Annotated in this window: 12 protein-coding genes; 10 read left to right on the plus strand and 2 right to left on the minus strand. The window is 68.8% G+C overall.

From position 1 onward, the window contains the following. Nucleotides 1-4 precede the first annotated feature (4 nt). The gene (locus ACTVCO_RS07290) at nucleotides 5-1573 is read right to left on the minus strand and encodes a phage tail sheath family protein (RefSeq protein WP_443727732.1); all 1569 of its coding nucleotides are present in this window, start codon (nucleotides 1571-1573) and stop codon (nucleotides 5-7) included. 220 nt (nucleotides 1574-1793) lie between these two features. Between ACTVCO_RS07290 and ACTVCO_RS07295 the strand changes: the two genes are divergently transcribed. Beyond that, nucleotides 1794-4475, plus strand: a complete 2682-nt coding sequence (locus tag ACTVCO_RS07295; protein ID WP_443727733.1) for a LuxR C-terminal-related transcriptional regulator — start codon at nucleotides 1794-1796, stop codon at nucleotides 4473-4475. A gap of 82 nt (nucleotides 4476-4557) precedes the next feature. On the opposite strand, the gene ACTVCO_RS07300 is transcribed toward ACTVCO_RS07295, so the two are convergent. Beyond that, entirely contained in the window at nucleotides 4558-4956 is a 399-nt protein-coding gene (locus tag ACTVCO_RS07300; protein ID WP_443727734.1) for an RNA-binding S4 domain-containing protein, read from the minus strand. A 97-nt stretch (nucleotides 4957-5053) separates the two neighbouring features. On the opposite strand from ACTVCO_RS07300, the gene ACTVCO_RS07305 reads away from it, so the two are divergent. The 9 genes from ACTVCO_RS07305 (at nucleotide 5054) to ACTVCO_RS07345 (ending at nucleotide 12335) form a co-directional block, all read left to right on the plus strand. Then, nucleotides 5054-5389: a DUF3039 domain-containing protein gene (locus ACTVCO_RS07305; protein ID WP_443727735.1), complete on the plus strand. Its 336-nt coding sequence runs from the start codon at nucleotides 5054-5056 to the stop codon at nucleotides 5387-5389. A 125-nt stretch (nucleotides 5390-5514) separates the two neighbouring features. After that, nucleotides 5515-7269 (plus strand): DEAD/DEAH box helicase, encoded by a 1755-nt coding sequence (locus tag ACTVCO_RS07310; RefSeq protein ID WP_443727929.1) that lies wholly within the window; start codon nucleotides 5515-5517, stop codon nucleotides 7267-7269. Between the two features lie 687 nt (nucleotides 7270-7956). After that, on the plus strand, nucleotides 7957-8235 hold the full coding sequence (locus ACTVCO_RS07315) for a hypothetical protein (protein WP_443727736.1): 279 nt from the start codon (nucleotides 7957-7959) through the stop codon (nucleotides 8233-8235). 44 nt (nucleotides 8236-8279) lie between these two features. Further along, nucleotides 8280-9344: a hypothetical protein gene (locus tag ACTVCO_RS07320; RefSeq protein WP_443727737.1), complete on the plus strand. Its 1065-nt coding sequence runs from the start codon at nucleotides 8280-8282 to the stop codon at nucleotides 9342-9344. Then, nucleotides 9341-9955, plus strand: coding sequence for an ATP-binding cassette domain-containing protein (locus ACTVCO_RS07325; protein WP_443727738.1), 615 nt, complete (start codon nucleotides 9341-9343; stop codon nucleotides 9953-9955). Before ACTVCO_RS07320 ends, ACTVCO_RS07325 begins: the two co-directional genes overlap by 4 nt. 308 nt (nucleotides 9956-10263) lie before the next feature. Next, nucleotides 10264-10971: a hypothetical protein gene (locus tag ACTVCO_RS07330; protein ID WP_443727739.1), complete on the plus strand. Its 708-nt coding sequence runs from the start codon at nucleotides 10264-10266 to the stop codon at nucleotides 10969-10971. Between the two features lie 43 nt (nucleotides 10972-11014). Next, the gene (gene clpS, locus ACTVCO_RS07335) at nucleotides 11015-11344 is read left to right on the plus strand and encodes an ATP-dependent Clp protease adapter ClpS (protein WP_443727740.1); all 330 of its coding nucleotides are present in this window, start codon (nucleotides 11015-11017) and stop codon (nucleotides 11342-11344) included. Then, nucleotides 11341-12075, plus strand: coding sequence for a DUF2017 family protein (locus ACTVCO_RS07340; RefSeq protein WP_443727741.1), 735 nt, complete (start codon nucleotides 11341-11343; stop codon nucleotides 12073-12075). The genes clpS and ACTVCO_RS07340 overlap by 4 nt, the downstream gene beginning before the upstream one ends. A gap of 107 nt (nucleotides 12076-12182) precedes the next feature. Beyond that, the gene (locus ACTVCO_RS07345; protein ID WP_443727742.1) at nucleotides 12183-12335 is read left to right on the plus strand and encodes a hypothetical protein; all 153 of its coding nucleotides are present in this window, start codon (nucleotides 12183-12185) and stop codon (nucleotides 12333-12335) included. The last annotated feature ends 69 nt before the right edge of the window (nucleotides 12336-12404 follow it).

Raw genomic sequence — 12404 nt, forward strand, 5'->3', positions numbered from 1 at the left:
GCGCTCAGGCGGCCGAGTTCTTGTTCTGGCTGATGCGGAAGATGACGAACTCGGCGGGCTTCACCGGGGCGATGCCGACCTCGACGACGAGCTTGCCCGCGTCGATCGACTCGGGGGTGTTCGTCGTCTCGTCGCACTTGACGAAGTACGCCTGCTGGGCGGAGGCGCCGAAGAGCGCTCCGGCCTTCCACAGACCGTGGAGGTAGCCGGACAGGGTGCGGTTGACGCCCTCCCACAGCTTGACGTCGTTGGGCTCGAAGACGGCCCACTGCGTGCCCTCGAGGATCGTCGACTCGATCATGTTGAAGAGTCGGCGCACGTTGACGTACTGCCAGTCGGTGTCGGAGGCGAGGGTGCGTGCGCCCCAGACGCGGATGCCGCGCGTGCCGAAGGGGCGGATCGCGTTGATGCCGATGGGGTTGAGGAAGCCCTGCTCGGTCTGGGTGATCGCGCGCTCGACGTCGAGGACGCCGCGCAGGGTGTCGTTGGCCGGGGCCTTCCACACGCCGCGTGTGTCGTCCGTGCGGGCCCAGAGGCCTGCGACGTGGCCTGACGGCGGGATGCTCACGGTCGTTGCGCCGGCGCCGCCCGTGGGGTTCTCGACCGTGATCCAGGGGTAGTACATCGCGGCGAAGGCCGAGTCGTACTGCGCCACCTCGGAGCGCCACTCGCGGACCTGCTGCGGCGTGAGGCCGGGCGGCGGGTCGAGGAGCGCCATGCGGTTGGGGTGGTTCTCGCAGTGCGCGACGAGTGACGTCTGCACGGCCTTCCACAGGTCGAGGTCGACCGTGCCATCGGCGCGTGAGGCGGCGGTGACGAGGTCGGGGACGACGACGATCGTCACGTCCTCGGCGATGGAGAGGCCGTTGATCCCGGAGCGAGCCGTCTCGGATCCCGCGAAGCGGCGTCCGGTGACGGGCACGGGGATGGGGTCGGCCTTCTCGAGGGTGTAGGCGCCGGGGCGCAGGACCTCGAGCTGGGCGGAGAGGTCGGTGTCCTCCTCGAGGAGGATCTCGATCTTCACCTTCGTCGAGGTGGCGTTGACGACCGTTGCGGCGTCGCGTGGGCCTCCAAGAGTGAGGTCGGCGAACTCTTCGACCTCGATGCCGTTCTCGACGATGCGCAGGGTGAACGGCGCGGGGCCCTCGAGGTCCTCGGGGGCGTCGTCGGTCGTGACGGTCACGGTGATGTCGGCGTCGGGCTCGACGGACGTCACGGCGACGGGCAGGCCGAGGGCGCGGTCCGTCGCGGGCAGCTCGAGGCGTGCGGCCTCGCCTGCGGGCTCGACGTGCGGGACGCGCACGATGTAGGCGGCGGTGCCTCCGTTGAGGAAGAACCCGTGAACGGACAGGGGCAGGACGGCGCCCTCGACGAAACCTCCGTAGAGGTTCTCGAACTGGGTCCAGCTCGTGACGAGCCGGGGCGCGAGGCCCTGGGGGTCGCTCGGGTCGTCCTGCGGGGCGCGGGCGGTGAACCCGACGAAAGCGGCGACGGCGGTGGGTGCCGACGCGAGAACCTTCTGGCTTGAGGGGACTTCCTCGACGTAAACGCCGGGTGCGGTGTAGGTGGGCACGGTTCTTCCTCTGCGTCGACGACGGTGGCCGCGCAGGGCGCACCGGACTGGTGGACGACAGCGAACCTAGGCTGTTCCGGTTGCGGGCAGCATCGGTAGTTGCTACGGAACTTTCACCCGGCGGTGTAGTGTCCCGTGTGTTCCTCATCCGCGGGTAGGCCTAAAGGCCTTGATATGCGGGCGGGGGCGACGGGAGTCGAGGGGACGTCGGGAGACGACGATGGAAGGTTCGCGCGGCCGTCCGGCCGTCGATCGGTACGACAGGCACACTGCTGCGTTGCGCCGCGCGGTTGTTCCGGCGCGGCACGGAACCGTTCACACCTCGACGGTCTCGCGCACTGCGGAGGCTGGGCGTGTTGCGCGCTCGCTTGCCGCTGGCAGGTGTGCTCTCGTCTTCGGCGAGGTGGGTGTCGGGAAGACGTTCGTGGTGGATGCCGCGCAGCGGCTCATGGCTGAGAGCCATCCGGAGATCGAGTGGCTCATGATCTCGCCGGATCCCGACGATGTCACTGCGCTGTCGGCGTTGTCCGTGGTTCTGCCCGAGCTCCTGGCGGCTCCGGTGGCGATGGAGGACTCGATCCGGACGTCGATGGCCTACGCGGTGCTGCGGGCGCGTGCGGAGGGTGGGCGGCTCGTCGTGCGGGTCGAGGATGCTCATCATCTCGATCCCATGTCGCGTCGTGTGCTCGTGGGCCTTGCCCGGACGGGTGAGATCGGGCTGGTGGCGACGTTGCGTCCGGGTGTGGCGAGCCGGGCGCCGTGGGTGCAGCTGTGGAAGGACGGCGTCGCGGAGCGGGTCGACGTGGCGCGTTTCACGCGTGAGGAGACGGAGCGCTACGTCTCCGAGACTCTGGGCGGAGAGGTGGCTGCGGACGTCGGGGTCGTCCTGTGGCGTCGCACGGCCGGGAATCCGCTGTTCGTCCGTGAGCTGGCGCGTGCTGCGGTCGAGTCACGGGCGCTTCTTGCGGTGGACTCGACGTGGGTGTGGGATCGCTGGGCGGTCTTGGACCCGCGCGTCCATGATCTGGTGCAGCACGAGCTGGTCGGTCTGTCTGCTGCCGAGCGACACCTGCTCGAGCAGGTCGTCGCGCTCGGCGGGGTCCTCCCGTCGGTCGTCGATGCACTCGATGACGGGGATGCGTATGACGCTCTCGTTGCCGACCGTCTTCTCGAGCTGGTGACGGCGCGCTCCGATGGTCCGGTCGTCGTGCCGACGCTGGTGCGTCCGCACCCGCTCGTGGCCGAGACCTTGCGCACGACGATCTCGTCGCGTGTGCGGGTCGAGGCGCTGAGCCGGTGGGAGGAGCTGACGGGCGGGGTTGCTGCGACTCCCGAGGCTCTCGTGCGGATGGTGACGGACGCGCTTGATGCGGGTGTGGTGCAGGAGGCGGGACGTGTTCTCGAGGCGGCGAACGCGGCGTTGCGAGAGCATCGGTGCGAGCTCGTCGTGAGGATCGTCGGGCTTGCGCTGCCGGACACGACTGGGAGCGATGTCGTGCGCCTGCTCGCGCTGCGGGCGACGGCGAACCGGTTCTTGTCCCGTCCGGATGCGGCGCGGCGCGACCTGGTGACGGCTAACGAGGTCATGGCGGGGCTCGATCTCGATGAGATCGAGGGGCCCGAGCTGCTCAGTGTCCTCATGCATCTTGAGGCGGAGCTGCAGCAGTTCGAGGGCGATGACGCGGACGGCGCGCTTGCCGTGTTGTCGACGCTGCGCGAGGCGGTGCGTGAGCGCTGGCCTGCGACTCCTGCGTCGTGGTGGCAGGACGAAGAGGTGCGACGGCTGACGTGCCTGGCGGCTGCGGGTCGTCTCGCGGAGCCGATGGCCCGTGCTGAAGAGATCTTCGCGGCCAATGCGCAGCGTCCTGCGGCCGTTCTGGGTTTTGTTCCCGCGCTCGTGGCGGGGGCTGCGCAGATGCCGGGTGGCCATGGCGCGCTCGGGCTTGTCGAGCGCTTCATGGGGGTCGCGACGGCGCATGCTGATGCGGCGTCGTGGGCGGTCTCCGACTTGGCGACGGCCGGCTTCATCGCGTCGGGCCTGCTCGGGTATGTCTTGCCCGCGGCCGAGGTCGAGAAGCTGCTGGGCGCGGAGGGTCTGCCGTTCAACGTCGACGTCGTGGCGCTCAACTTGTTGCATGGGATTACTGCGATGCAGCGGGGTGACTGGCCTGTTGCGCGTGAGCGTCTTGCTGCGGCCTCGCGCCGGTATGAGCACAGTGACGTGCAGGGGCGGCTTGCGGTGACGTACTCGCTCGGTGCGATCGTGGCGGCGGCGTTGGGTGAGGTTGTTGAGGCGCGTGATCTGCTGGAGCGTGCGCGGTCGGTCTCGTGGGCGGGTGTCCGCACGCTCGTGGGCTATATGGGCTTGCTCCGGCTTGATGCGCTTGCGTGGCTGCGTGACTCGACGTTGGTGGGGGAGTCGATTGCGCTCGCGGAGGAGTGCCGCGCCTCCGGGCTCGTGCGGGTCGAGTTCGAGGCGTTGCACCGTGCGGTCGTGGCCGCGCGTCAGGGCGCGGCCGTGCCGCCCGGGGCCGATGTGGCCGAGCTGGTGGCGCGTGCGCTCGCGATTGCACCCGGTCTGGACGGTCCGCGTGCTGCCGCGGTCTGCGCGCATCTCGAGGCGGTGGTCGCGGACGACACCCAGCTGGCGCTCTCTGCTGTGCGGGACATGGCGGCGGCGGGGTTGTTCGTGCCGACGGTGGCGCCTGCGGTTCAGCTGACGCGGCGGGAGTCGCAGATTGCGGCGCTCGCGGCGGCGGGGCTGAGCTCGAAGGAGATTGCGGAGCGGCTGACGCTCTCCGTGCGGACCGTGGACTCCCACCTGTCGCGGATCTTCGCGAAGGCGGGAGTGCGCTCGCGTCGGGAGCTGGCGGCTGCGCTTCACCTCGATCCGACGACGTAGCGTCGCTTCCGCGCGCACCTTTCCGACGGGTTGACGCGGTCCCCGTCCGACGGGGAGGACGCATCAACGCGTCAGGAGGAGGTCAGTCGTCGTCCGGGTGCGGGAGGTCGCGGCCGCGCAGTGCGTCGATCGCGCGTCGTTCGCGCTTCGTCGGGCGGCCCGCTCCGCGCTCGCGCATCGCGACGGGTGCGGTGCCTGCGGTGCGCGGCGGCGGGGGAGGCGTGTGGTCGGTGTAGGACTCGGCCGCGATCGGTGCCCCGACGCGCTTGGTGAGAAGCGCGCGCACGACGACGATGCGCTCGCCTGCGTCGGTGCGCGCGTGGACCTCGTCGCCGACGCGGACGGGCGTCGAGGGTCTGGCGCGTTCGCCTGCCACCCGGACGTGCCCGGCGCGGCACGCGGCTGCCGCGAGGGAGCGCGTGCGGTAGATCCGCACGGCCCACGTCCAGCTGTCGACCCGCACCTTGGCTCCGTCTGTCACGTGCTCACCCTAGCGAGGCCGTGGCAGGCGTCACGTGTGACGCGGTGATCGCGGACGGCCGTGGGCAGTGTCCGAGGGGCGTCGTAGACTCGCCTTCATGAGTGAGCCGATGTTCCCGACCCGTGGCCCGGACGATCCCTCGGATCCCCGTGGGCCCGGCGGCTCGGCGACGAGCGTCCTCGAGCGCGCCGAGCAGGCCCAGGAGGCCGAGCCCGGGGATCACGAGCGCTTCGCGCACTACGTGCGCAAAGAGAAGATCATGCAGTCGGCGTTGTCGGGGCGTCCCGTCATCGCGCTGTGCGGCAAGGTGTGGGTTCCCGGCCGCGACCCCCAGAAGTTCCCGGTGTGCCCGGTCTGCAAGGAGGTGTACGACGGCCTGCGTGACCCGCAGGACGGCGACTCCGACGGCGGCCAGGGTGACGGCGGCCGGTGACGGCGGCCAACGGCGAGCCTGACGTCTTCTCCTCCGCGCTGACCGAGCGGGTCGAGCGCGCCGCAGCACGGGCGCGCGCCCGCACGCAGGTGGGAGGTGCCGCGCCACGTCAGGCCGTGCAGTCCATGCCCGTGCATGCCTCGGCCGTCGCGGCCGAGCAGCTTGCTCCCGCCTTCCCTCAGCGTGCGCCGTGGGGCACGGCGACGAAGCTGCGCGCGTGGCAGGCCGAGGCTCTCGACCGTTACCGCGCGACGCAGCCTCGTGACTTCCTTGCCGTGGCGACGCCGGGCGCGGGCAAGACGACGTTCGCGCTCCGTCTGGCGACAGAGCTGCTCGAGGCGGGCGCGGTCCGCCGTCTGACGATCGTCGCGCCGACCGAGCACCTCAAGCACCAGTGGGCGGACGCAGCGGCGCGCGTCGGAGTGAAGATCGACCCCAACTTCCGCAACGCTCAGGGCCGGGCGGGCTCGCAGTACGACGGCGTGGCCCTCACGTACGCGCAGGTGGCTGCCAACCCGGCGCTGCACCGGGCGCGCACGGAGTCCTCGCGCACGCTCGTCATCCTCGACGAGGTCCACCACGGTGGTGACGCGCTCAGCTGGGGCGACGCGTTGCGCGAGGCCTTCGAGGATGCGACGCGTCGGCTTCTGCTCACGGGCACTCCGTTCCGGTCGGATACGTCGCCCATCCCGTTCGTGCGTTACGAACGCGGCAACGACGGGATCCGACGGTCGTCGGCGGACTACACCTACGGCTACGGCGAGGCGCTGCGTGACAACGTCGTGCGTCCGGTGATTTTCATGTCGTACTCGGGCCAGGTCCGGTGGCGCACGAAGGCCGGCGACGAGGTTGCGGCGCGCCTGGGCGAGCCCATGACGAAGGACATGGTGTCCCAGGCGTGGCGGACGGCTCTCGACCCGAACGGCGAGTGGATCCCGTCGGTCATCCAGGCAGCTGACACGCGGCTCACCGAGGTGCGCCGGACGGTTCCCGACGCTGGTGCGATGGTCATTGCGACCGACCAGACCGACGCGCGTGCGTACGCCGGGCACATTGCCCGGCTCACGGGGCATTCGCCGACGGTCGTTCTGTCGGACGACGACGACGCGGGGGCCCGCATCGACGAGTTTGCCAACGGCGACTCGCGCTGGCTCGTGGCGGTGCGCATGGTGTCCGAGGGCGTGGACGTGCCGCGACTCGCGGTGGGCGTGTATGCGACGAGTGCGTCGACGCCGTTGTTCTTTGCGCAGGCGATCGGCCGTTTTGTGCGTGCCCGACGACGTGGTGAGACCGCCTCGGTGTTCTTGCCTTCCGTTCCTCAGCTTCTCGAGCTTGCGCACGCGATGGAGGCCGAACGGGACCACGCGCTCGACCGGCCGCGCAACGAGGCCGAGGGCCATGACCCCGAGGCTGAGCTGCTTGCCGCCGCGAACCGTGAAGAGAAGGGCTCGGACGACTTGCTCGGTTCGTTCGAGGCGCTCGAGGCTCAGGCGTCGTTCGACAAGGTCCTCTTTGACGGCGGTGAGTTCGGGCTCGGGGCCGACATCGGCTCGGACGAGGAGCTCGATTTCCTGGGGCTGCCAGGTTTGCTCGACGCCGAGCAGGTGACGACGCTGCTGAGGCAGCGCCAGGCGGGGCAGGTGGCGCGGGGGCGCGGCGAGGCCGACACCGAGGAGTTTGACCACCGTCGCGCTGCGGATCTGCGCAAGGAGCTGAGCCAGCTCGTCGCGGGCTGGGCGCGTCGCTCGGGCAAGCCGCACGGCTCGATCCACACTGAGCTGCGCCGACGATGCGGTGGGCCGGACGTTCCGCAGGCGACGGTCGAGCAGCTCGAGCAGCGCGTCGCGATGGTCCGAGGCTGGTTCGTCGGGCGCCGGTAGTAGTTGCACGGCACTGCCCTCTTTTGGGGCTTGGCGCGGCACGTGGGGCCTGCTAGGTTTTTCCCGACCCCAAGGGGGGGGGGGGGGGTCAGAGACGAGGTTCGACGTGAGACGGTCAAGAACGTTCATCGCCGGCGGCGCGAGCGCTGTTGTCCTGCTAGTGCTGGGAATGGCTGCGCCTGCATATGGGCTAGGAGTGACAGCTAAGCCTTGCACCTTCGACTACGCCTATTCAGGGGTGAGTCACGGTACTGGTGCGGAGACATGGCAGACAAAGGCCGGAGCGTGCGGGGAGGTGGGCGCCCGGGCGCGTTACAAGACGTACCCGTCTTCGCCGACGTACACGACGTCATGGACTTACCACAGCCTTCACGCGAAACGTTTCCCGGGCAATATTATCCAAGGCGGCGGCCATAAGGTGACCAAGCCCGCGCTTGCGTTCAACAGCGTTAGGGAGACCGACACGTGACGCGTCCGGTGGCCAGGGCGGCTGGTCTTCCGTGCGTGACGGCTGCCCTGGTTGCCGGAGTGATGCTTCTGGGCGGTTGCACCGGCACGGCGCCAGCGTCCGAGCCTTCACTCGCATCGAGCGAGCCCGTCCTCTCTGCGTCTCAGTCGGCGGAGATCGCTGACGGCGAGGTGACGCCTGTCGAATACGAGGCGGCCTACCGCAGGTACCTCGGGTGCATGTCTGAGGCTGGACATGAGGTCGTGGAGACCGGCAAGGATCGGACCGTGTACGAGTACGCCGTCTCCGATTCAGGCGCTGACGCAGATGCCCGCTGTTACCCGTTCGAGTTTGCGCGGGTCGACGCCGCTTGGCAGATCGCGCATCAGGATGACTCGAAGAGCACGGACAGCCTGCGGGACTGCCTGCGCCGGCACGGGGTCGAGCCCGGGGCGACCGTCGCGGAGATCGCCGCTCAGATGAGTGCGGCCGGAATCTCGTCTGGGGACTGTGTGTGACGCGCGCGACCAACGTGTTCCGCAGGTCTTCTCCCCATTCCGTCGTGCTTGCGCTCTTCCTTGTGTGGGTCGTGCCCATTGCTGCCGTCGCGATGCTGCTCCCTCGCGCTGCGGCGGCGGAGGTTGCGAGCACCGCCGTGCGCCCTCCCACTGTCGTGCGTGTCGGCGAGGTCGAGGACGCACGCCGCAGCGCGGTGCGGATTGAGGTGCGGCGTAACGAGCCTCGGAGCGTCAGTGTGCGCCGCGCCGGCATTGTCACGAAGGTTCACGTAGGGGTAGACGAGACGATCAAGTCCGGGGACGCGATCGTTTCGATTGACGGGGTCAAACTGGTCGCATTTATGGGTGAATCCCCCATGTTCCGGGACATCGGTCCGCGGACGCAGGGCGAAGACGTCCGTGCCTTAGGAACGTTCCTCGCGGCGATGGAACTGCTGCCGGTCGACAGGGTGAGCGAGAGTTACTCGAGCGCACTCGGAGCTGCGATTTGTGAGTTCCAGAAGGCCTCAGGAACAACGTGCGATCGCATCTTCGCCGCTGACTCCGTCCTCTTCGTGGCAGAGCAAGGTGCCACAGTCGCGACGGTCCACGCCGTGCTCGGCGACGATGTCGTTTCTGGCGAGCCCGTCGTCGACCTCGAGGCTGCGGTCGAGTCGGTAGTCATCGTCCCGGAGGCCCCATCGTCACGACTGGTGGCGCTCGAGGGGCGGGAAGTTGAACTGACGGCAGCCAATGGTGAGCGCCTGAGGCTCCCTGACGTCTGGGTCGAAGCCGAGTTCCGTGACTCGGTGGCACAGTTTGTCGCTGCGCATGCGCGTGTAGGTGCCGCCGACGGAAGAGCCTCGACATACGACGGTGTGACCGTTTCACTGGCTGAGGCCGAACGTCGAGGAACGGTGCCGAGCTCGGCCGTTCATGTCTCTGAGGCCGGGGCGCCCTGTGTGTTCGTCGTCCATGGAGAGCAGTACGTCGCGACGCCGGTCGACGACGTGCGTGCGATGCCGGGCCTCGGCGGTGCGCTGGCAGTTCCCCCCGGGCTGGCAGGGGAAGACGTGGTTCGCGCACCCTCGCAAACTCTGCCGATCGGGGTGCTCGCGTCGTGCAGGTGACCCTCCGCGACGTCACCGTCGTGCTGGGCGGCAACGTCGTGCTCGATGGCTGTGACGCAACTTTTGCCTCGGGCCGCGTGCATGCGGTCGTTGGTCCGTCCGGCAGCGGCAAGACGACGCTCCTTGGAGTTGTCGGAGGCTTGCAAAGGCCTGATGTCGGGTCTGTGTCGCTCACGCACGGCAACGGCACGACATCGCCGATTTCTTCCGACGACGTCGTCTGGGTGCCCCAGGGTGTCAACGTGCTTGTGGGCCGCTCGGTGCTCGACAACGTGATGATCGGGCCGCTCTCAGGAGGCGCGTCGAATGAGATGGCTCGGGACTCGGCGCGCGCAGCGCTCCGTCAGGTCGGTCTTGAGAACAGGGGGCAATCGATCGCGCGCGAACTGTCCGGTGGTGAGCTCCAGCGGGTGGCACTGGCTCGGGCGGTTGCCGCTGGCCGACCGATCGTGCTCGTGGACGAGCCGACGTCGAGCCTCGACGCGCGTAACGCGGCGGAGGTCGCAAGGATTCTGGGTGATCTCGCGACGGACTCCGTGGTGATCGTCGCGACGCATGATGAGGTGGTGAGGGAGGCCGCGCACACGGTGCTGCACCTCCGGGGCACTTGAGGCGGCGCGGATGGCGCGTGGGAGCGCTCGCGAGGGAGGCGCTGCTCAACACGGTGCGTCGCGGGTCTGCTCTGTGGGCGGTCGCGGTTCTCGCGGTGCTGACAGGAAGCGGCGCTGCAGTTTTTGCGTCTGCTCAGCAGCAGGAGTTCGTCGACCTGCTCGCTGATCAGCACGCTAGGGGTCGCGGGGTCATCGTCATTTCGTCGGCTTCTGCGGAACAGGAGGCGGCGATCGACCGAAGTTCGTGCGAGGTGCTGACGAAGCGGCCTGATGTTCGACGGTCTGGACTTCTCGTGCAGTCGAGGCGGATGGACCTGCCGACTCTTGGAGCGGACATCCAGGTCGTCGGGGTGTCGCTAGGACTTCACCCGGCCCTCGTCGAGCACGAGGCGGTCGTGGGGCCAGCGCTTGGCGGGGAGCCCGGCACTGTGAGGCTGCTTCTCGATGGTCGTGCCGTGGACGGGATCGTGGCTGGCGGCGGTGTGCCGACGTCGGGGATGGACTCCGCGGTGGCGGTCGGCCTCGCGCCCGACGTCGTGACGGGGCCGTACTGCCTCGTCGAGTTGGTCGATCGGGCGCGGGTGGGTGATGTTGCCCCCGAGCTCGTCGCGGCGCTCAGGTCGAACAGCCATGAGCTCGTGGCCGGACCGGCTCTGCGCGAGTCCATCGATGTGCTCGACATGCATGCACGCAGAGTCGAGAGGTTCATTCCTGTGGTATTAGGTGTGTTCGGTGCTGCGTGCACATTGCTCGTCAACTGGCTGCGGTCGAGCGCATTCGCTGCCTATCGCCTCTCGGGCACACGTCGTGGGGAGCTGCTCCTTCTCGTCATGCTCGAGCAGGTCGTGGCCGCAGGTCTTTATGCGACGAGCGGCGTGCTCGCCGTGCTCGTCTTGGGCGGACCGCCAGCAGCGGGCCCGTGGCTCTTGATCGGAGCGTTTGTCTGGGTGGCTTCTGCTCCGGTGAGCTGGCTGGCTGCCGGGCGCAACCCCTTTCGGATGGCCAAAGACAGGTAGTGTGGCGGGAGCCGGTGTCGGTGCCCCGACGTAGGCTGGGGCCGTGATCCTCGACCTGCCGCGCGTGAGTGTTTCGACGGACCCCGGCGCAGACCTTGAGTCCGCCGGGGCCACCGATCTGCTCGCGCGCCCTGAGGACGCGTGGGTGACGCTCGTATGGAATGACCCGGTCAACCTCATGACCTACGTCGCATACGTTTTCGAGTCCTACTTCGGGTATCCGCGCCACAAGGCCGAGGAGCTCATGCTCCGCGTTCATCACGAGGGGCGCACGGTCGTCTCGACCGGGGGGCGCGAGCACATGGAGCGTGACGTCCAGGCGATGCATGAGTTCGGGCTGTGGGCCACGATGCAGAAGGCAGGGGAGCCGTGAGGCCCTTCGAGGAGGTCGATGGACGCTTCGTCGCGCGTCTCACGCGTGACGAGCGGTTTGCGATCGCGCAGGTTGCGGAGCAGATCGTCGAGCTCCTGGAGCAAGAGATCGATGGTCTCGAAGAGATCGCTGCGGCCGTGGCCGATGACGCGATCCCCGCGGCGCTCCTCGGGCTCGGTGAGGCTCGGGTCGAGGCTCCCTCCGACCCCGCCGTGCGCCGGCTCCTGCCGAACGCTGCACCGACCGATCCGGGCGTGGGTGAGGAGTTTCGCCGGCTGACGCAGACGGACCTTGCGCTATCGAAGGCCGCGCGCCTCACGTCATTGTGCGAGGCGCTCGTCGGGGTTGACGAGCCGCTGCTTGATCTTGGCGCTCATGACGACGCGGCCACCGTGGACGCCCAGGTCGTGGGAGGCGCATTCGACGACGATCCGGAGCCTGACGACGAGCTCCTCGGAGCTCGTGAGATCGCGGTCGAGCCGGCGGACGCCCGGTCGTTCGCGGGTGCCCTCACCGACGTGAGGCTCGTCCTCGCCGAGCGACTCGGTCTCGCCACGGACGCCGATTCTGACCGCCTCTCGACGGCTGTCGAGGCTGCGTGGCGGGGTGAGGTCGAGCTCGACCCGCGCGTTGAGCTCCTTGGCTCCGTCTTCCTGCTCGCGGGCTATCTGCAGGAGTCGCTCCTCGACCTCATGCTCGCGCGTCTGCGGGGCACCGCTCCGGGGCTCTGAACCCTGCGCCTGGGCGTCGTGGCTGGTCTTCGAGGTGCGCGACCCGGAAGGTCGACGCAAGATGGAGAGGGTCACCCCACCTCGGGGCGATGTGAGAGGAGAGTTCCATGCCTACCTGGCTCATCATCCTGCTCGTCGGTGTCGTCCTTGTGATCCTGGGCGTCGCGACCGAGATCGGAAAGTTCCTCATCTGGATCGGCGTCGTTGTCCTCATCGTGAGTCTCATTCTCAGCGTCGTTGGTCGCGGCAAGAGGGTTTAGCTCATCACGTGGCGAAGTAGCGCCGCACCGTGTGCGAGGAGCGGGGGGGGGGGGGGGGGGGGGGGGGGG

The organism is Sanguibacter sp. A247 (assembly GCF_052324925.1).
Lineage (GTDB): Bacteria > Actinomycetota > Actinomycetes > Actinomycetales > Cellulomonadaceae > Flavimobilis.

Coding starts and splice junctions, on each gene's coding strand:
- ACTVCO_RS07295 (WP_443727733.1), top strand. CDS start 1,794: ATGGAAGGTTCGCGCGGCCGTCCGGCCGTCGATCGGTACGACAGGCAC.
- ACTVCO_RS07305 (WP_443727735.1), top strand. CDS start 5,054: ATGAGTGAGCCGATGTTCCCGACCCGTGGCCCGGACGATCCCTCGGAT.
- ACTVCO_RS07310 (WP_443727929.1), top strand. CDS start 5,515: ATGCCCGTGCATGCCTCGGCCGTCGCGGCCGAGCAGCTTGCTCCCGCC.
- ACTVCO_RS07315 (WP_443727736.1), top strand. CDS start 7,957: ATGTCTGAGGCTGGACATGAGGTCGTGGAGACCGGCAAGGATCGGACC.
- ACTVCO_RS07330 (WP_443727739.1), top strand. CDS start 10,264: ATGGACCTGCCGACTCTTGGAGCGGACATCCAGGTCGTCGGGGTGTCG.
- ACTVCO_RS07345 (WP_443727742.1), top strand. CDS start 12,183: ATGCCTACCTGGCTCATCATCCTGCTCGTCGGTGTCGTCCTTGTGATC.